General features: G+C 43.1%; 13 protein-coding genes. 1 reads left to right on the top strand and 12 read right to left on the bottom strand.

Translation table 11 applies throughout. From position 1 onward, the window contains the following. Positions 1-6 precede the first annotated feature (6 nt). The 12 genes from AB6D06_RS07795 to AB6D06_RS07740 form a co-directional block, all read right to left on the bottom strand. Complete coding sequence (locus AB6D06_RS07795; RefSeq protein ID WP_017059678.1) at positions 7-1923, bottom strand: ABC transporter ATP-binding protein; 1917 nt, start codon at positions 1921-1923, stop codon at positions 7-9. Beyond that, positions 1901-2161, bottom strand: a complete 261-nt coding sequence (locus AB6D06_RS07790) for a glutaredoxin family protein (protein ID WP_019823251.1) — start codon at positions 2159-2161, stop codon at positions 1901-1903. Before AB6D06_RS07790 ends, AB6D06_RS07795 begins: the two co-directional genes overlap by 23 nt. 25 nt (positions 2162-2186) lie before the next feature. Continuing rightward, complete coding sequence (gene rlmKL / locus AB6D06_RS07785) at positions 2187-4307, bottom strand: bifunctional 23S rRNA (guanine(2069)-N(7))-methyltransferase RlmK/23S rRNA (guanine(2445)-N(2))-methyltransferase RlmL (RefSeq protein ID WP_017068915.1); 2121 nt, start codon at positions 4305-4307, stop codon at positions 2187-2189. A gap of 507 nt (positions 4308-4814) precedes the next feature. After that, positions 4815-5363: a cell division protein ZapC gene (locus AB6D06_RS07780; RefSeq protein ID WP_017059680.1), complete on the bottom strand. Its 549-nt coding sequence runs from the start codon at positions 5361-5363 to the stop codon at positions 4815-4817. A 206-nt stretch (positions 5364-5569) separates the two neighbouring features. Beyond that, positions 5570-6580: a quinone-dependent dihydroorotate dehydrogenase gene (pyrD, locus tag AB6D06_RS07775; RefSeq protein WP_102479755.1), complete on the bottom strand. Its 1011-nt coding sequence runs from the start codon at positions 6578-6580 to the stop codon at positions 5570-5572. 330 nt (positions 6581-6910) lie between these two features. After that, positions 6911-11752 (bottom strand): NAD-glutamate dehydrogenase, encoded by a 4842-nt coding sequence (locus AB6D06_RS07770; RefSeq protein ID WP_017066961.1) that lies wholly within the window; start codon positions 11750-11752, stop codon positions 6911-6913. A gap of 228 nt (positions 11753-11980) precedes the next feature. Continuing rightward, positions 11981-12199, bottom strand: a complete 219-nt coding sequence (locus tag AB6D06_RS07765; protein WP_081325156.1) for a DUF2835 domain-containing protein — start codon at positions 12197-12199, stop codon at positions 11981-11983. 219 nt (positions 12200-12418) lie between these two features. Continuing rightward, complete coding sequence (pepN, locus tag AB6D06_RS07760) at positions 12419-15025, bottom strand: aminopeptidase N (RefSeq protein ID WP_372110097.1); 2607 nt, start codon at positions 15023-15025, stop codon at positions 12419-12421. Between the two features lie 218 nt (positions 15026-15243). Further along, positions 15244-15927, bottom strand: a complete 684-nt coding sequence (locus tag AB6D06_RS07755; RefSeq protein WP_017059686.1) for a hypothetical protein — start codon at positions 15925-15927, stop codon at positions 15244-15246. 322 nt (positions 15928-16249) lie between these two features. Continuing rightward, on the bottom strand, positions 16250-18244 hold the full coding sequence (prc, locus tag AB6D06_RS07750) for a carboxy terminal-processing peptidase (RefSeq protein WP_017068919.1): 1995 nt from the start codon (positions 18242-18244) through the stop codon (positions 16250-16252). 17 nt (positions 18245-18261) lie between these two features. Continuing rightward, on the bottom strand, positions 18262-18885 hold the full coding sequence (proQ, locus tag AB6D06_RS07745; RefSeq protein WP_017057223.1) for an RNA chaperone ProQ: 624 nt from the start codon (positions 18883-18885) through the stop codon (positions 18262-18264). A 97-nt stretch (positions 18886-18982) separates the two neighbouring features. Then, a complete protein-coding gene (locus AB6D06_RS07740; protein WP_019823239.1) occupies positions 18983-19474 on the bottom strand; it encodes a GAF domain-containing protein in 492 nt (163 codons plus the stop codon). 89 nt (positions 19475-19563) lie between these two features. Between AB6D06_RS07740 and AB6D06_RS07735 the strand changes: the two genes are divergently transcribed. Continuing rightward, positions 19564-21360, top strand: a complete 1797-nt coding sequence (locus tag AB6D06_RS07735; RefSeq protein WP_102333356.1) for an ABC transporter ATP-binding protein — start codon at positions 19564-19566, stop codon at positions 21358-21360. The last annotated feature ends 12 nt before the right edge of the window (positions 21361-21372 follow it).

Genomic DNA, 21372 nt, shown 5'->3' with positions numbered 1-21372 from the left:
TACTTCTTAACTTTCCTGTTGTAGTGCCTCGAGCTCTTCCCAGCGCTCAAAAGCAACTTCAAGCTCCTGCTCTGCTGCAGATAGCTTATCTAATACTGGTTGTGTCTGCTCTACAGATTTCGAAAAGAAGCTTGGATCGTTGACTTCTTCCTGAAGAGTTTCAATTTGAGTTTCCAATTCTTCTAAACGCATTGGTAGCGCTTCTAGTTCTCGTTGTAGCTTATACGATAACTTCTTAGGTTTAGCCTTAACTGGCGCAGTTTTGGGAGTTTCCTCAACTACTTTCTCAGGCTTTGATGGCTTTTCAACCTGTCGGTACTCTAATGCTTGCTTTCTTTGCTGTTGAGCATCGTGATAGCCACCAACAAATTCTTCAATCACACCGTTACCTTCGAAGATCCAACTTGTCATAACCGTGTTATCAACAAACTGACGATCGTGGCTCACTAAAAGAAGCGTACCCTGATAGTTGGCAAGCAAATCTTCTAAAAGTTCCAAAGTTTCGATATCTAGATCGTTGGTTGGCTCATCGAGAATCAATAAGTTGTTCGACTTAAGGAAGATACGAGCTAATAACAGACGGTTTTTCTCACCACCTGATAGTGCCTTAACAGGAGTACGAGCACGTTTTGGTGAGAATAAGAAATCTTGTAAGTAGCTTAGTGCATGACGCTCACGGCCGCCTACTGTCACTTCTTGCTTACCATCCGCTAGGTTATCAATTACAGACTTCTCAGGATCTAGGATTTCGCGGTATTGGTCGAAGTAAGCCACTTCAAGTTTAGTACCACAATGCAGACGACCTGAATCAGGCTTAAGCTGGTCAAGAAGCAGCTTAAGTACCGTACTCTTACCACAACCGTTAGGACCAATCAGAGCAATACGATCACCACGCATGATGTTGAAGCTGAAATCTTTAACAATCTCTTTGCCTTCGAAGCCAAAGTTAATGTTCTCTGCTTCAAATACAATCTTACCAGAACGCTGGCCATCGTCGATTTGGATAATCGCTTTGCCCTGCACTTCACGACGGTTCAAACGTTCTTCACGTAGCTTCTTAAGCGCACGAACACGGCCTTCGTTACGAGTACGACGAGCTTTAATACCCTGACGAATCCAAACTTCCTCTTGAGCAAGCTTCTTATCGAATTCAGCGTTTTGCATTTCTTCAACACGAAGCGCCTCTTCTTTCTCAACAAGGTAATTTTCGTAATCGCCCGGGAAAGAGCTCAATTTACCGCGATCAAGATCGACAATACGTGTTGCCATCGATTTAATGAACGCACGGTCATGCGAGATAAAGATGATTGAACCGCGGAAGTCTTTCAGGAAGCCCTCTAACCATTCAATGGTTGCAACATCCAAGTGGTTAGTCGGTTCGTCGAGTAGAAGCACGTCAGGGTCACATACAAGCGCACGAGCAAGTGCCGCTTTACGTTGCCAACCACCAGACAAATCTGTCAGTTTGGTTTCAGCAGTCAGCTTAAGTGCTGCCAATACGTTACTTACACGATCTTCAAAACGCCATGCATTAGCATGATCCAGTTGTTCTTGAACGCGAGTAAGGCGGTTTAGATTCTTTTCACTTGGGTCTGTCGCGATGAGATCCAGAAGATCATGATAGATCTTCAGCTGTTCGCCGATTTCAGCAAGGCCACCAGCAACATAGTCATAAACTGTACCTTGTTCATTACGCGGTGGATCTTGTTCTAGACGAGACACAACCACATCTTGCGTGATTTGCATCTTACCGTCGTCCATGATGATGTTTCCAGATAGGATTTTCATCAATGTCGACTTACCAGCGCCATTGCGCCCTACTAAACATACACGTTCGTTTTCTTGCAGCACGAAGTCCGCACGATCTAATAATGGGTGATCACCAAACGCTAATTGCCCATTATGAATTGTAAGTAATGCCATTCTTCTTTAACCAATCATTAAGTTCTAACAAGCCAAATGGCCAGTTAAGCTCTGAGCTTTGAGAAAGGTCAGAGCTTTCAAATTTGAGCACCGGAATAGTGACCCCGTAACGGGAAAAGAGCTCATCATCAAATGCAATGTCAACAACGTTGACGTGATGGCTAATGTTTAACTGTTCCGTGAGTTGGAATGCCATCTCACATAGATGGCACCCTTCTGTACTGTAGAGAGTCAGCACTATATATCCTTATACGATCTCTTAACTACTTATGTGTAATCAACCAGCAATTATGAATGTGCTTATTGCGAGAGAAGTCCAATGGAAGTGTCTTCGCTGAGATATTCTGAGCCTTAAGACCTAACTCATCTAGAGCTTCCAAGTCCATTTTGAAGTGACGCTTGTTGTTAGAGAACACAATCGTGCCTTCTTCACGAAGAAGACGTTTAAGGTTTTCCATCAGCTGAATGTGATCACGTTGAACATCGAAAGATTGATCCATACGCTTTGAGTTAGAGAACGTAGGTGGATCGATAAAGATCAGATCATAAGAACCCTGCTCTTTAGCTAGCCATTGTAGACAGTCAGCTTGAACAAACTGATGTTGACGACCAACACGACCGTTAAGCTCCATGTTCTCTTTCGCCCACTCTAGGTAGGTATTAGACATATCAACAGTAGTTGTAGAACGAGCACCACCCACAGCAGCATGAACAGATGCACTTCCTGTATAAGCAAACAAGTTTAGGAAATCCTTACCTGCGGCCATCTCACCGATACGACGACGAGTGATCTTATGATCTAGGAACAACCCGGTATCTAGGTAATCATGAAGATTAACAATCAGCTTAACGCCATACTCGTTCACTTCTAAGTTCGATGAGTCTTGAGCCAATTTCTGGTATTGAGAACGGCCTTTCTGTTTCTGACGAACTTTAAGCACAACGTTGTTTGCTTCTACGCCTGTTACTTGAATAGAAGCACGGATGATATCGGTTAAGCGACGTTTAGCCTTCTCTTCCGGTACATCTTTAGGCGCTGCGTATTCTTGAATCACAAGATGACCTGGGTATACATCAATCGCTACATTGTATTCTGGTAAGTCCGCATCGTAGATACGGTAACAATCTAATTGCTCTTTCTTAGCCCACTTGCCAATTTTACCGATGTTCTTTTTAAGACGGTTTGCGAAGTCAGGAGCAATTAACTGTTCTTGCTCGCCCGTTGGACGTTCTGACATCGGACGATCTGAAATTGAGTAGTTCTTTTGGTGACACGGTAACGCACCGTTATTCAATTTGAACTGTTTGTCTGCACGCATGCGTAAGCAGCTTAGTAGCTCGTCTGAGCTAGAGAAGATAGATGCGTTACAGCCACCAAATTCAGCTTTGAGCTGTGCACCGAATGCTGTGTAAAGTGCAATAAGACCCGGCTCGGTACCAAGACGTTCACCGTAAGGCGGGTTAGAAACAATCACACCATCAGTAAACTCTGTAGGACGCTTAAGCTTTGCAGCATCGCCTACTTCGAATTCAATCAACTCTTCAACACCGGCACGACGAGCATTGTCACGCGCAGTTTTGATCATACGTTCATCATTGTCGTAGCCATAGAACTTACATTCCACTTTCTTAACACCACGACGACCTTGAACGTTCGCTTCAGCTTTCACTTCAGCCCATAGCTCTGGTTCGAAATCTTCTAGTGATTCAAAACACCACTTCTGACGTTTAACACCTGGAGCCATGTTTGCAGCCATCATCGCCGCTTCAATCACTAACGTACCTGAACCACACATAGGATCTAAGAAAGGTTTCGTTGCATCCCAACCACTACGAAGAAGGATTGCAGCAGCTAGTGTTTCACGCAGCGGAGCACGACCTGATTCTGGACGGTAGCCACGTTGGTGAAGACCGCTACCCACCATATCAACACCAAGAATCGCTTTATCACGGTGTAGACGAACGTGAATACGAACATCTGGGTTCTCTTTGCTGATAGAAGGACGAGGCAAAGACTTCTTCTCGAAGCAATCGACAACCGCATCTTTTACTTTCATCGCACCGTATTGGCTATTACGGATTTCGTTGTTCGTACCATTGAAGTCAACAACAAAACGCTTAGAGCTATGGAATTGATTTACCCAGTTAACCGCAGTGGTTGATAGGTACAAATCCATGTCGTCCATACAAGTGAATTCAGAAAGGACACGTACAAATCGAGAAGCCAAACGGCTCCACAAACAACAACGATAAATTTGCTCATTGGTGGCTTTGAATTTAACACCTGCTTGAACAGGTTTTGCGTTTGTAATCCCTAGTTGGGTTAGTTCTTCAACTAATAAATTCTCAAGGCCATTTGAGGTAACCGCTAGATATTGATTCATAGTGTTCTTTTATTGATAAAAATGAGCTCGATTATACCTGAATTTGTTACTAGAGCATCACACTAAACTCGTCTTTTCATTGAATCTTTCTTCTAACTGGCTAGCAAACACACAGTGTTGAAGCGATCGCTTACCCACATCCCCTTAGAACATAAGACTTATCAAACCAACACGATTCATGAGCAAATCCCCGTTAAAGCGACAATGTGAATTTATATTCACCCTAAAATTGGTATATACCAAATGAAGTTTGCGGGTGAAAGTTAGCTACAAAAGGACAAAAACAGGGAATAAAGATGGGTAAATTACACTTCTGGCGATAAAAACAGGCAGAAATTAAGGCGAAAAAATAGTCGTAAGTTCACTATTTAAATGGTTAAGCAGTGATGTATTTATCAGGATGAGGTTTTTTAGGCACAAAAAATCGGCTAATGAGCCGATTTTGGGGAAGATTTGACAGGTTGATGCGTTGCGATGTGTTTGAGAAATGATGGACTAGATTGAAGGCTAACCGACCATCGCAATGTGCGTTTGATGAAGAATAGCGTTCGCGTCTATCATTCTATCGTGCATGACCTTAATCGAGTCGCCAAAGCGTAACCCTTTTGAAGGTGTAAGCAGAAACTCTTCTAGGTCGACAAATGCACATAGGCTCGCACACTCTCCCACTTCTAATACAATGAAATACCCTAAGCTATGCTCGTTATTCATTTGTACGATATCCCCTTCTTGAGGGTATTCGTGGCCAGCGCCCTGTGAGTCGAAGAACCAACTCTTAGGCTGTACAGGCTTATGGAAACGCTTTGCTGCCACACAATAGAGTGCTAATTCAGCTTGACGAGGCTCAGACAGTTCTAAGCCAGAAATTTGTTCTTTGAAGGTTTGGTATGAAGATGCGTCATCAACGGTGAATTCATTATCTCGAAACGCACAGTCCACCAGCTTATTGCGGACCAGATTCGTTTTGAAAATCATATCCTCTCCGAGGTTTAGCATTAATGAACATTGCTGCTCATCGTAATACCAACTCCATGTATCGCTAGGTTTAAGCATCATTTCGTCTCACACTGTTGAACCATTCCATTAGGTAAAACGCAAAATTACCTTCAATTACAGTAATTTTACTGAGCAATAGGCAAAAAAAAAGAGGAAATGAATTCCTCTTTCTTGTCGCTTTTCTCTACAACTCAGTGAGTTACAGTGTCTCTTTTATTAAGACGATGCCAGATTGTCGCTTTTCAGAAATAAAAGCGTCTTGCCGTTTAAAGATTTTTAACGATGTCACCTACAAGGCCTGGACCTTTGTAAATGAAACCAGAGTAAACTTGTACAAGCTTAGCGCCTGCCATCATTTTCTCTTTTGCAGCAACATACGAATCAACACCACCTACCCCGATGATCGGCAGTTGGTCACCAAGCTCTTCGTGAAGTTTACGAACTACTTCAGTACTACGAGATTGAACAGGACGTCCACTTAGGCCACCCGCTTCATCACAATGTTTCATACCTTCAACGATTGAACGATCCAATGTTGTGTTTGTTGCGATCACACCATCGATCTTATTTTTGATCAATGATTCACAAATTTGGCGAATTTCGTCGTCGCTTAGATCCGGAGCAATCTTAAGAGCAAGAGGAACATATTTACCATGCTTCTCTTCCAGTTCAGATTGTTTCGTTTTAAGTTCAGACAATAGATCGTCTAGAGCTTCGCCGTATTGTAGAGAACGAAGTCCTGGAGTGTTTGGTGAAGAGATGTTCACAGCAATGTAACCAGCGTATTGATATACCTTCTCCATACAGATCAAGTAATCTTCAGCGCCCTTTTCAATTGGTGTGTCTTTATTCTTACCAATGTTAATGCCTAAGATGCCATCGTAGTTCGACTTCTTAACATTCTCAACAAGGTTGTCGACGCCTAGGTTGTTAAAACCCATGCGGTTGATGATACCTTCAGCTTCAACAAGACGGAATAAACGAGGTTTGTCGTTACCCGCTTGCGGACGTGGAGTCACTGTTCCTACTTCTACGAAACCAAAACCCATTGCGCCAAATGCATCAATACATTCGCCGTTTTTATCTAGGCCAGCAGCAAGGCCAACTGGGTTTTTAAAAGTAAGACCCATGCACTCTACAGGTCGGTGAGGTAATTGTTGGCGATACAAAAGATCAATAGGTGTGCCTGTGAAGCGCTTGAAATTTTGAATTGCAAGATCATGTGCCTTTTCGGCATCAAGTTGGAAAAAGCCAGTTCTGGCTAGACGGTAAAGCATTGTGCCTCCGATAGAAAAAAGCCCCGTGTAAACGGGGCGCTATTATTTACTTATTTACCCAACTATTCAATCTATTACTGTCTGTAAGGGTAAGATAATCAAGTTTGCTAACGAATGAGGTTCATTATTAAGCAAACGTTATCGTTTCTTCAAGTTATTAAGCCATTTCTAATCTCAACCTTAGTACAGCCATCAGGTCACTTAACAACAAACAACGTTTGCGTCGAAGTTTGTTCTTCAAAAGTCGTTAGGCCTATTGTTTCCACTTTACCGAAACGAAAAAGGCAGACCTTTTGGCCTGCCCTTATACTTTTTCGTCTTATCTAGTAACTAGTCTTTTGACATGCAGTTTAGATTCAACAGCATCAATTCACGCAGTGCTACTGAGAACTTAGCAAACTCATGAACAGAACCTACTTTGAATTCGTTTAGGATGCTTTCCCAACGATGTAGAGAAACAGAGTTACTTTCCATCCAGTCATCAAGCGCTTTAATCACATCGATATCTGAAGCACAACCACAGTTAAGTACTTGACCAGTTAACTGGCGTTGCTGCCAATCCAGATCTTCTCTGAATGCTGCACGCGCCAGTGCTTGCCAGTTGTTGTCTATAGCTTGGCCATTGATTTGCTTCAAGAACCAGTGCAGTGACAAACGGTCGCCTAGGTTGAAGTAAAGCTTAGACGCTTGCTGTACTGTTTTACCTGTTTCACGAGCCACTGTAGATATATCCAGTGCTGAGTACAGGCTAGACAAACGAGCCACTGAATTAGCCAGCTCAGCGTTTACACCTTGGTCAATCCATACTTGAGCCATTGCTTGATGCTCTTCTACTTCTGAAGCCACTAGGTTTTCATCCAGCTTCTCAGTAATTGCGACGACATCACCTTGGTAAAGCTCAATCAATGCATTCACTGACTGTTTACCGGTACGGTTTCTTAGCAACCAGCGTGCTAGACGACGAAGCGTACGACGTACATGGTAAAGCAATTCGTATTGAGCTTCAGAACTTGAGATGTTGTCCAGTTCACGGATGCTCTTCAATACCTTACCCAGGCCGTAGATTTCACGTGATGCCGCGTAAGCATTCGCAATATCAACAATGTTCGCGCCCGTCTCTTCTTGCAAGCGAGTCACGAAGTTACAGCCCATCTCGTTAACCATTTGGTTAGCAAGCGCAGTCGCAATGATCTCTGCACGAAGTGGATGGTTATCCATGTGCTGAGAGTAGTTACGGCGTAACTCTGTTGGGAAGTATTGCATCAGTTGTTGAGCATGGAACTCATCATTCGCAATGTCATCACTCACAAGATCTTCTTTTAGAACCATTTTACCGTAAGCGATCAATACTGATAGCTCTGGTCTTGTTAGTGCTTGGCCCTGCTTCTCACGTTCTAGCAGCGTTTCGTCATCTGGGATGTATTCCAAACCACGGTCTAAGTACCCGGCTTTTTCCATTGTGTGGATAAAGCGGATTTGCTCTTTCACTAAGCCTACACCTTGATGCTCAGTAACAGAGATAGACTCAGCTTGGCAGTAAGCGTCGTCTAGTACGATTTCACCTACTTCATCTTCCATAGATTCAAGAACTTGGTTACGTTGCTTAACGGTAAGATCACCATTAGACACCAAGCCATTCAAGAAGATCTTAATGTTAACTTCGTTATCCGAGCAATCTACACCACCAACGTTATCGACAAAGTCAGTATTAACTCGACCGCCCGTTAGAGCGTATTCAATACGACCCAATTGAGTCATACCCAAGTTACCGCCTTCACCAACAACCTTAGCTTTCAGGTCACGGCCATCGATACGTAGCACGTCATTTGCACGGTCACCCACATCGGTATGAGTCTCACTAGAAGACTTAACGTAAGTACCAATACCGCCGTTCCAAAGTAGATCAACTTTCATAGACAAGATCGCTTTGATCAAGTCGTTTGGTGCCATTGATGCTTTCTTGGTACCCAGCATTTTCTGAATTTCAGGTGTCAAAGAGATAGACTTCGCTCGGCGAGAGAAGATGCCACCACCTTGAGAAATCAGGTCTTTATTGTAATCTTCCCAACTTGAACGAGGCAGATTAAACAGACGGTCACGCTCTACCCAGCTTGATGCTGATTCTGGATTCGGGTCAATGAAGATGTGCATGTGGTTAAACGCAGCTTGCAAGCGAATGTGCTTAGATAGCAGCATACCGTTACCAAATACGTCACCCGCCATATCACCCACACCAATGGCAGTGAAGTCTGTGCTTTGACAGTTAATACCCATTTCGCGGAAGTGACGTTTAACCGATTCCCAGCCACCTTTCGCCGTGATACCCATGGCTTTGTGGTCGTAACCGTTAGAGCCACCCGATGCAAACGCATCACCTAGCCAGAAGTTGTACTCTTCAGCTACTGAGTTCGCTAGATCTGAGAATGTCGCGGTGCCTTTATCGGCTGCAACAACCAAGTATGGGTCATCTTCATCGTGACGAACAACGCTCTTAGGTGGGATAACCTCACCTTCAATGATGTTGTCTGAAACGTCTAGCAATGCACGGATGAAGCGCTTGTAACAACGTTGACCTTCAGCAAAGATCTCGTCTCGGCCAGACATCATGTGTTGACGCTTACAAACGAAACCACCTTTAGCACCAACCGGTACGATAACCGTGTTCTTAACTTGTTGCGCTTTAACTAGGCCTAGAATCTCAGTACGGAAGTCCTCTTGACGGTCTGACCAACGTAAACCACCGCGTGCTACTTTACCGCCACGTAAATGCACACCTTCAATGTCTGGTGCGTAAACGAAGATCTCAAACGCAGGAACCGGCGCAGGGATATCTGGAATCTCGCTTGGTCTCATTTTCAGAGCCAACCAAGGTTTAGACTGCTTATTCTCGTCTACTTGGTAGTAGTTAGTACGAAGCGTTGCAGTGATCATTTCCATGTAGCGACGAATGATACGATCATCATCCAAGCTTTCTACATGATCCAACTGTTCAGTGATCTTCTTAATAAGATCTTGTTGGCCTTTTACGCTGCCCTTCAGTTTCGGGTCAAAACGCTTGCCGAATAGGCTCACTAGCCCTTTCGCTAATTCTGGGTAATGAGACAATGTGTCTTCAATGTATTGTTGGCTGAATGGGAAACCAACTTGACGCATGTAACGAGCATAAGCACGTAAGATTGAGATTTCACGGCCAGAAAGACCAGCGCCAAGTACTAAGCGGTTGAAACCATCGCTGTCTAACTCACCCGCCCAGATTGCCGCAAAGGCTTGTTGGAAAAGATCGCGAGCTTCACGAAGATCAATGGTCTTATCGCTCTTGTGCAGCATAGAGAAATCAAGGATCCAATAGGTCACACCGTTGGTTTTACGCACTTCATATGGAGATTCACCGATAACGCGTAGGCCAAAGTTTTCAAGCATTGGCATAACATCAGAAAGGTGAATTGGCTCATCGCTGTGGTAGAACAACTTCAAACGAACGGCTTTTGAATCTGCCGCTTCTTCTTGAGGACGGTAGAAAAGCATACCCAGTTTGTTGTCTTCACTTAGCGCTTCTAAACGTTCAATGTCGGCAACAGCAGAACCTGGCATCATGTCTTCTTTGTACGAACGTGGGAATGCACGCATGTACTCTTTCGACAATGGAAGACCTTTGCTTTCACCGAAGTTTGCAATGATAGATTCAGACAGACGGTCATCCCACGTAGACGATACTTCCATTAAATTTTGCTCAATTGTTTTCACGTCCACATCCATGTTGTTGTTATCAACACGAACAATATAGTGCGTTCTTGCTAGCGGGCTTTCAGAGAAGTACGTTGTAAATTCAACCTCTTCTTCACAACCAAAGTACTGTTTCAAGATGCGCTGTGTTTGGCGACGAAGCTCAGTGTTGTAACGATCTTTTGTTACGTAAACCATGCAGCTAAAGAAACGACCAAACGGGTCTTTGCGAACAAACAAACGCAGGAGATCGCGATCTTGCATTTGTACTACGCCCGTACCGACTTCTAGTAGCTCTTCTTCTCGAGCTTGCAGCAGTTCATCACGTGGGTAGTTTTCAAGAATGTTGTGCAGCGCTTTGTAAGAGTATGAACCTTCACGGTAACCACTCGCATCCAAAATACGTTCTACTTTCTCGCGAACAAGAGGAATCGTTTCAACGGTTTGGTTATAAACGGCAGATGTGTAAAGACCAGTAAAGCGGTGCTCACCAATGACCTTACCGTTCTTATCGAACTTCTTAATACCAATGTAATCGTTGTAAGCTGGGCGGTGAATGCGTGAAGCCGTGTTGCCCTTGGTTACGATAAGCACATAAGGCTTTTTCGCTTCAAGACGTGCCGAATCAGAAAACTCAGATAGCTTAACGTTACGTACACGATCTGAGTTCGCAAACAAACCAAGACCTTGCTCCTTGGTCGGTTGCAGTTCAGTGTCGCCGTTAACTGAAACTAGGTCATATTCCTTATAACCCATGAATGTAAAGTTGTGTTGGCCTAACCAACGAAGAAACGCCAACGTTTCATCAAAGCGCTGGCCGTCTACTGGAATGCTCTCTTTTTGCTGTTCAACTTGATTGGTCACTTCTTCAAGTCTTTCAACCATCTTCAACCAATCGTTCACGACTAAGCTAGTGTCGGTAAAGATATCCAGCAACTCCGTTTTAAGTGCTGTCATTTCAGCTTTACTACTCAGACGGTCAACTTCGATATGGAAAAGCGATTGGAATGCACCTTCGTTATTGCTTACACCGACAACACTGCCCTTATCTGAGCGAGAGATTTGTGTTGGGTTATGAAGCATAAGGTGAGAAGAAAGGTCTAGGCGAGTCAATGCCATTTTTACGGAATCAACAAGGAATGGACTGTCTGGAACGACTATCTCAACGATAGTATGAGTAGACTGCCAACCTTGACGACTTACCGTCGGGTTGAATACGCGTACAGAGATTTCGTCGGCTTTCTTTTCATTGATGTGATGCCATAAGCTAACTACAGCACCATATAAATCGGATTCGTTTCTCTGAGTCAGATCGTCGTGAGAAACGTTACTAAACAAGTGTTGAGCAAGTTGAGTTACGAGAGGTCGATGAGCAAGGTCAAGTTTGTCTTGAATCAGCTTGTAAACTTTTTCAAGTAAAACTGGAACCACAGTTTCACGTGCGGTCATAGTCACACTCCACAATTAGAATTATATTTTATTATTAGGGGGATCACTTAATCTGGTGTTTGAAACGTGCCGTTGAGCGCTTTTCTACTAACGAGTTAAGCAAAGGTAATGCATTCATTTATTGTAAAAGCATTATTGAAAAATAGTTAATTGTTTTGGAGGTGGTAAGAGCTGAAATGTTTGATTATGTGATTAAGATTCCTTTTAACTCACTAGGCATGCCAAGGTTTACAGAGCTTCTAACTTAATAAACTTATTTTTTTGGTCAGTTGTCAGCCTAAACTGCCCTCTAACCCCTATTTGTGTAAGAAATGGTCTGAATCGAGTTGCAGGTAACTGTAAGCGTAAACCTGTTGTTGTTATCACTTGAACTTTACTTGCCGTACCAGAATAGCTGGCCAAAAACTGCTGATATGAGATGTTAAGTTGGAAAATATAGCGATTCATACGATACCTGTATAAATAAACAGTGCCAGTGTTTTTTGGCACTTTTAGATGTCTGACGGTGAAACTGAACTTGAAGCTGCTCTAGCTTATCGAAAATTCGATGAACCAGAAACAAAAAATCAGTGGCAGATATTCTCTACCACTGATGACCTTTCGTTGTAGCAAACAGTTTATTAGTAAACCGCTTATTAGCAAACAGTTACCTGAATGCGCGCTGACTTAAGCCTCTAGTGCTTTCGTCACTTTCTCAAACAAGTCTTTTGCTAGGTTGTCCATGTTCTTTAACGTCTCTAGTTCTTTTTTGATCAGAGCTTGGCGTTCATCGTCGTACTTACGGAATTTAAGAAGTGGATCAATCAGACGTGAAGCCACTTGCGGGTTGCTGCTGTTCAGTTCACGTAAGATCTCGCCTGCAAATGCATAGCCTTGACCAGACTTGTCGTGGAATTGAACCGGGTTCATGTTTAAGAATGAACCGACCAAGTTACGGGTACGGTTCGGGTTCTTCAAACTGAACGCCTGGTGCGACATCGACGCTTTGATCACTTCAAGTGCGTTTGAACTTGGGTTTGTACCTTGCAATGCAAACCACTTATCCATAACAAGACCATCGTGTTTCCACTTGTCACTGTAATCCACCATCAAGGTTTCACGACATGGTAGTTGTGCACTGTTTGCCGCGCCCATTGCTGCCATCGTATCTGTCATGTTGTTTGCTTGCTGGTACATCGCAACAACCAAGTCATTACCCTGCTCTGTATGTGCTAAGTAACTTAGGCAAACTTTACGTAGAGTACGCTTACCAATCGAATCGTGATCGACCGTGTATTCTGTTAGTGCGTGGCTGTGATAAACCGCCGCTAACTCGTCTTCAAGTTCTGCAGCTAGTGTGACTTTCATTGAGTTAAGAACCGATGCGACCGCATCAATATCAACGCGCTCGTACCAACCCGATACTTCATTGTGGCTTGGTAGAGAAAGCATTTCTGCAATAAACGCAGGCTCTAGTGAATCACTCAGCAGTACGCCACGGAATGCATCAACAACAGAATCAGAAAGCTCAAACGCTTGACCCTGCTGAACTTTCTCCACGTTACTGCGGATGTACTTCGCTAATAGCATTTGACCCGCATCCCAACGAGAGAATTCATTGCGAGCATTCACCATCAAGAAGATCAGTTCTTCATCTGAGTAGTCATATTCCAATTTCACTGGCGCAGAAAATTCACGAAGTAATGATGGGATCGGTTGCTCAGAAACGTTTTCAAACACGAACGTTTGCTCTGCTTCTTTCACATCTAATACATTATGAACTGGCTTACCGTTACATTGTAACTCAACAACTTCACCCGCAGCTGTGTACAGCTCGATATCAAGAGGAATATGCAGAGCCTGCTTTTCCGTTTGCTCATGAGTTGGCGCTGTTACTTGGCGAGTTGTTAACGTGTACTGTTTCTTCTCTGCGTCGTACTTACTTTCAACAGACAGCGTCGGCGTACCAGACTGGCTGTACCATAAGCGGAACTGAGATAAGTCAACGCCCGACGCATCTTCCATTGCCGCGACGAAGTCTTCACATGTTGCAGCCGTACCATCGTGACGTTCGAAGTACAGCTTCATGCCTTTTTGGAAACCATCTTCGCCCAACAATGTGTGGATCATACGGATCACTTCACTGCCCTTTTCGTACACTGTCAAAGTATAGAAGTTATTCATTTCTATCACTTTTTCTGGACGAATTGGATGAGACATTGGGCTAGCATCTTCTGCAAATTGTGGACCGCGAATGATACGTACATTGTTAATACGGTTTACTGCGCGAGAACCAAGATCAGATGAGAATTCTTGGTCACGGAATACCGTTAAGCCTTCTTTCAGACTTAACTGGAACCAATCGCGACACGTCACTCGGTTACCTGTCCAGTTGTGGAAATATTCATGGCCGATTACTGCTTCAATACCTAGGTAATCTGTATCCGTTGCAGTTTGGTCGTTTGCTAGAACGAACTTCGAATTGAATACGTTCAAGCCTTTGTTTTCCATCGCACCCATGTTGAAGAAATCAACGGCTACGATCATGTAGATGTCTAAGTCGTATTCAAGATTGAAACGTTCTTCGTCCCACTTCATTGAGTTAATCAAAGAAACCATCGCGTGGCTCGCACGGTCTAGATTGCCTTTATCAACAAAGATTTCTAGGTCAACTTTACGACCCGATTGTGTAGTGTATGCGTCACGAAGTACATCAAAGTCACCCGCTACTAAAGCAAACAAGTACGCTGGTTTTGGATGTGGGTCTTGCCACTTCACCCAATGACGACCGTTTTCAGCTTCACCTTCATCTACACGGTTACCATTACTTAATAAGAATGGGTTCTCTGCTTTGTCTGCAATTACCGTTGTAATGAATTTCGCCAACACATCTGGGCGATCCATGTAGTAAGTGATACGGCGGAAACCTTCAGCTTCACATTGAGTACAGAACGCGCCACCCGACTTGTACAAGCCTTCAAGTGCACTGTTCCCTTCAGGGTTAACTTCGGTAACGATGGTTAGAGTAAATTCTTTTGGAAGGTCATTCAGCGTAAGTTGAGTTTCAGACTGCTCGTACTGAGTCCATTCGTTGCCTTCAACCAAAACAGAAACCAACTTCAAGCCTTCACCATCAAGTACTAATGTCGTGCTGTCTTTCTCCTGCTTAACACTAGAAACAGCCGTAACAATGGATGCTGAATCGTACAAATCGAAAGTAAGATCGATTTCAGAAATCGTGTGAGATGGTGATTGATAATCTTTACGATACTTGGCTTGAGGTGTATGTGCCATGACGGGTTCCTTTTGATCGTTATACGTAATTATTTTTTAACTGTATATATCTAAAGGTTGAGCGCCAATAAAACAAGGGGAATATTAAAAAAAGGAGGCATTGTAAGAAAATGCCTCCATGTTTTGCTATTTTATCAATCAAATCAGACAGGAACGCCTAAGAAATGAACTGTGCACAATATTATCAACGAGTACGCCGTTACTGCTAAAACTCACGATTATCGAATGCGATTGAGTACCGCAAACATATCTCCCTCTTCACCTTGCAGCGTTAACACATCGCTGTTCAGTGTATATCGAGTGCCGTGTTCACCGTTCTCATAAAGTAACACTAGTTGATCGCCTTCTGTGTAATACACCCCGCGACGAATGACTTCACCACCTTCTTCATCTGATACTCGGAACATGAATATAAAGTCCGGCTGAAGGACTAAATCCATTTTTTGAATGTTACTCGCACGTAGATCGCTTCCAGACAGTTGGGCACTGGACCAGATTCCCGCCAATGCATTTGGCAAGGCCTTGGTGAACATAACACCGTTAAGATTCAGCATGTTGTGATTACTGCTGTACGCGTAAACCTGAGGTTCTGAGGTATTCAAACCCAAAATAATCGTGTCTTCATTGGCGTTATACAAACCTTCCCAATGATCGACACTGTAGTCTTTCTTTTGGATATCGATAGTGAATGAGTAGTTTGAATCAAGAGTGAGCTTGATCGCTCTAAAGTTTTCAGTGCCTTGCTCAGGATCAGGATTCATCAAATACCAATCACCAAGCAGCAAAGGAAGGTCAAAATGAGATAGATTACTATCACTTTTTGATTGTTGGCTACTCGAAGCGACCTCGCTCCCAAAAGCCACAAAACTTAAACAAGATAAAAATAGTAGAATCCATTTCATAAGCGTCCCCTCGTTTTCTTTAAGCTTAGGCACGTAATGAATAGAAAGCGAAAAAATATGATCTAAGTCACTAAATTTTAAGTGCGAAGTAACTTAAATGTCATTATCACTCGAAAAATAATACTTAAGTTTAGTTATTTTTACAGTGTACTTCACAGCCGAAAATCAAATAACAGTGGTTCTGCAGCAAGTTAAAAAGCGAGGAAGCATGCCGTTAACATGACATTATTCGAGGCAAGAACACAGGTACAAAAAAAGCGAGCCTAAGCTCGCTTTTCAAATAGTACGTCTTTAAACAATCACCTTATAACAGGTATTTTGTTTATTTCTTGATCATATCCAGCATGATAGCAACTGATTCATCAAGATAAGCATCCGGGGCTTCGTAGTCTTTTGGAATATCATCCAACGTTTTAAATGCCTCTAACTTAGCGGCTTTTTGACGTTGGTTAATACGCTCTAGACGAAGCGCATCCGCATCATCACTCTCTTGTTGACGAACCTTTTCATTCAGAGAAAGGTCATTGTCGTCTTTATCTGCCTTATATTTTTCAATATCTTGCGCGATAAAGCCAAATTCCATGTCTGTTGCGATACGAGCTTCGTGTTTAGCCGTCAACGCTGCGATCTGCTCATCGTTACGCTGTAACACTGAGTACTTCGCTTTGTCGATGCTGTCCCAAGGAAGAGCGTTGTCTTCAACACTTTCACCAGTATCTGCAGGATCAATTGGCGTTGGGTAAGCAATATCAGGTACTACACCCTTGTTTTGCGTACTACCACCATTGATTCGGTAGAATTTTTGGATTGTGTATTGAACGTAGCCTAACTCTTTATCGAACAAATCATAAATATGATTCAAAGAGCGATGCTGTTGCACCGTACCTTTACCGAAAGAGTTTTCACCCAAGATAATTGCACGGCCATAATCTTGCATCGCTGCTGCAAAGATTTCAGACGCTGAAGCACTGTAGCGATTCACCAATACCGTTAACGGGCCTTGGTAACTGATTTGACCATCAGTATCGCTGTTCACTTTGACACGACCGTAGCTATCACGAACCTGAACAACAGGTCCTTCTTTGATAAACAAACCAGAGAGTTCAGTTGCTTCAGTCAGTGCACCACCACCGTTGTTTCGGAGGTCAACAATAATACCTTCAACACCTTGCTCTTTAAGCTCGGTGATCAGTTTATCGGTATCTTTAGAAAGGCCAACGTAGAAACTTGGTACTTCTAATACACCAATTTTCTTGCCGTCTTTCTCGATCACTTCTGATTTAACAGCGCGGTCTTCTAAACGAATCTTATCGCGAACAATTGTGACAACGTGACTTTTTGCATCTTTACCATCTGGCAAGATCTGTAGCTTAACTTTGGTCCCTTTAGGGCCTTTAATAAGTTGTACTACATCGTCTAAACGCCAGCCGATAACATCAACAATTTCTTCGCCATCTTGACCAACACCAACAATGCGGTCTCCATCACTCAATTGTTTGCTGTTTGACGCAGGGCCACCAGCAACTAAAGAGCGAATAACGGTGTAGTCGTCTGTCATCTGAAGCACAGCACCAATACCTTCTAGAGATAGGTTCATCTCAGATTGGAATTGTTCTGCATTTCTTGGAGAAAGGTAACTTGTGTGAGGATCAACTTCACGCGCAAATGCGTTCATGTAGATCTGGAAAGCATCTTCATTATGCGATTGCGTAATACGCTTCATCGCATTGTTGTAACGCTTTTCCAAAACTTCTTGAATCTCTGGCCACTCTTTACCAGTAAGTTTTAGATTCAACGCATCATATTTAACGCGTTTTCTCCAAAGCTCATTCACTTCAGCGATATCTTTTGGCCACTCAGCTTCACTACGATTGAGCTCAATACTTTCATCGGTATCAAACTTAATCTCTGTATCTAGCAAAGACAATGCATATTGAAAACGTTCAAAACGCTTCTGCATAGACAGATTATAAACATCGAATGCAATCTGGTTATTGCCCGATTTCAGCTGATCATCAATTTGTTTAGATGACGCAGAGAAAGAGTCAATATCAGCTTGAGTGAAGATATTACGATTATAATCCAGCATCTCTAAGTAACGATTAAAGATAGCTTGAGAGAAATCATCGTTGAGATTGAAGTGTTTATAGTGAGAACGAGTAAATCGAGAAGTAACACGTTTACTAGCAGTTTCGTGTTGGACCTCAGGAGCGAGTAGAGGTAAATCGTCCTGATCTAATTTGGCTTCAAGAGCCTGAGCTGAAGCTGCTAGCCAAAAGCTAGCAGCAATCAGTGTCAATTTTGAACGGCATTTCATGCGTAGGAGTATCTCCTTTAAGCGCGCAAGTGCTCCGCTTTAACAACCATTTGTAGGCCGTTTGCTAACTGAACACGCACATCTTCCTTATTGATTTCAACAATGGTCGCAGCCATGTTTCCTTTACCCATGTTCACATTTACTTCTTTGCCAGCGATGAATTCGTCAGCGTTCAAAGCGCGTGTTTCTACAGGCTTTTCTACTTTTGGTGCTTTAGGCGCTTGACGACGAGGCTGTTGAGCTTTCTTCGCCTTAGGTTTCGCTTTGCCTTCTTCACGAGCTTTTTGTGCTTGTTCTTTACGACGAGCCTGAACTTTCGCTTTGCTTTCAGCAAGTGTAGCTTTAGCGTGTTCAACGTGCTCTTCTTCTAGTGTGCCACACGCGTTGCCGTCTAGGTCAACACGTTCTGCGCCAGCTTTTACGCCGTGCAGGTAACGCCATGATGATGTGTACTGTCTTAACGCTGCACGAAGCTGAGTCTTACTTACTTTTTCGTCTTCATTTAGACGTTCAGCAAGATCTTGAAAAATACCAATTTTAAGTGGCTTCGCTTCACCTTCTAGAGTAAAGCATTTAGGGAAACATTCAGCAATATATGCGATAACTTCTTTGCTGTTTTTTAACTTTTCAGTGTTTTCCATGTGGGTTCCTGGTTTTTGCGGTTTTCCGCGAGCATTAAGAAAATATTTTTACGTATTATAGAGAGATGCTTGGGAAAAACCACAGTAAGAGAATAATTTATGCCTTGTTCGCGTGCGAATTAAGCAGCTTTTCCACTTCTGCCATGAAAAATGTCAATCCGTCCTCGTCAATTTGAGAAAAACGACCAACATTTGGGCTATCAATATCAAGAACGCCCGCGATTTTTCCGCCAATCGAGAACGGAATAACGATTTCTGAGTTACTTGCAGCGTCACAAGCGATGTGACCTTCGAACTCATGAACATCATGAATGCGCTGAACTGTATTCGTCGCAACCGCAGTTCCACACACTCCACGCCCTACCGGAATTCGCACACAAGCAGGTTGACCTTGGAAAGGACCCAGTACAAGTTCGTCTTTTTCCTTAGCTTGATCCTGCTTCATTAAATAGAAACCCGCCCAATTCAATTCATCCAATTCCATGAATAATAAAGAACTGATATTAGCAAGATTAGCAGTTAGATCGGTTTCTGATTCAATTAATGCAACGGCTTGTTTGGTTAAGCGTTGGTAATGTTCTATTTTCATATTAACTTCCAATTAAATTGAGACTTCCATTATCAAGAGAACGCAGTAGAATGCGGTCATCAAACTAAATAGGACTTATTCTCATTACAATGAACAATTCAGAAGACACTATTAGCCGTTCTTGGTTAATAACTCAAGTAAAAAAACACAAGTCCAAATTACTGTTTGCTAACATTATTGCCATACTTGCAACTCTCATCAGTGTCCCTATCCCGTTGCTCATGCCATTAATGGTTGATGAAGTATTACTTGATAAGCCTGCTTCTGGCTTAGAGATGATGAACCACCTACTTCCATCTTCATTACAAACACCGACTGGCTATATAGCACTAACTTTGTTGTTAGTGATTATCATGCGCTCCGTTAGCCAAGCGTTGAACATTCTGCAAGGGCGTCAGTTTACGCTTGTGTCCAAAACAATTACCTATCAAATGCGCAGCAAGATGATAGATAAGCTTGGTCGCATCAGTATTAGACAATACGAAACCAAAGGCAGCGGCGGTATCAACGCCCACCTAATAACAGACATAGAGACAATAGATAAGTTCATTGGCTCGACTCTTTCTAAATTTATCATCAGCTTCCTGACCGTGTTCGGTACAGCGATCGTGCTGTTGTGGCTAGAGTGGCGTTTAGGGTTGTTCATTTTACTGGTCAATCCTGTTGTGATTTATTTCTCCCGTAAACTAGGCAGCAGGGTCAAACACCTTAAGAAATACGAAAACCAATCTTTTGAGCGCTTTCAAAACCGTTTGGTGGAAACCTTAGATGGCATTTACCAACTGCGCGCGGCGAATAAAGAGCGTATCTTTCTCGATGAGCTTAAGGTTCAAGCAAACCAAGTAAGAATCGACGCCGACAAATACGCTTGGCAATCTGAAGCTGCTGGCCGTGTTTCGTTTCTGCTGTTCTTACTAGGTTTCGAGCTTTTCCGTGCCGTCGCTATGCTAATGGTGTTATTCAGTGACTTAACCATTGGTCAGATTTTCGCGGTATTTGGCTACTTGTGGTTCATGTTAGGCCCGGTCCAAGAGCTACTAGGGATTCAATTCTCTTGGTATAGCGCGAAAGCGGCACTACAACGCATCAACGATCTTCTTCAGTTAGAAGAAGAGAAGCGCCCTATCAGTAAAGTGAACCCATTTACTGAAGATCAAGAAGTGACAGTTGACATCGAAGACGTTACATTCTCTTACACATTAGAAAACACTGTTTTAAATAGGCTATCGCTGCACATCCCTGCAGGTAAAAAAGTCGCTTTGGTCGGTGCGAGTGGAGGGGGTAAATCTACGTTAATCCAGTTGCTGATTGGGGTTTACCAAGCAGACTCAGGTTGCATTCGCTATAACGGTGAAACAACCGATGACATCAGCTTTGATGTAATACGCAATCAAATTGCCGTTGTTTTACAACAACCTATACTCTTTAACGATACATTAAGGCATAATCTGACCCTTGGTGCTGAATACGACGAAATGTCGTTGTGGCGTGCGCTTGAAGTCGCTCAAATGCAAGATGTCATCAAGCAACTGAGCAATGGCTTAGATACACAAATTGGTAGGAATGGCGTTCGACTGTCTGGTGGTCAACGACAACGCTTAGCAATAGCTCGTATGGTGCTGAGCAATCCTAAGTTTGTTATTCTTGATGAAGCGACATCTGCACTCGATACAGCAACAGAGTCAGCACTGCATAAAGCGTTGAGCGAGTTTTTGAAAGATCGCACAACTTTGATAGTGGCTCATCGATTATCAGCGGTGAAACAAGCCGATCTAATCTATGTTTTAGAAGATGGACAAGTCACACAGACGGGAACACATGGTGAATTGGTTGAACAACAAGGACTCTATCAAACACTCTACGGCAGTGTGCAATCGCACGCCTGATGTTTGTGGCTC

It is taken from the genome of Vibrio sp. 10N.239.311.G01 (genome assembly GCF_041465805.1).
GTDB lineage: Bacteria > Pseudomonadota > Gammaproteobacteria > Enterobacterales > Vibrionaceae > Vibrio > Vibrio crassostreae_C.
Note: the sequence above shows the minus strand (reverse complement) of the source record. Positions and strands in the feature narration are given on the sequence as shown.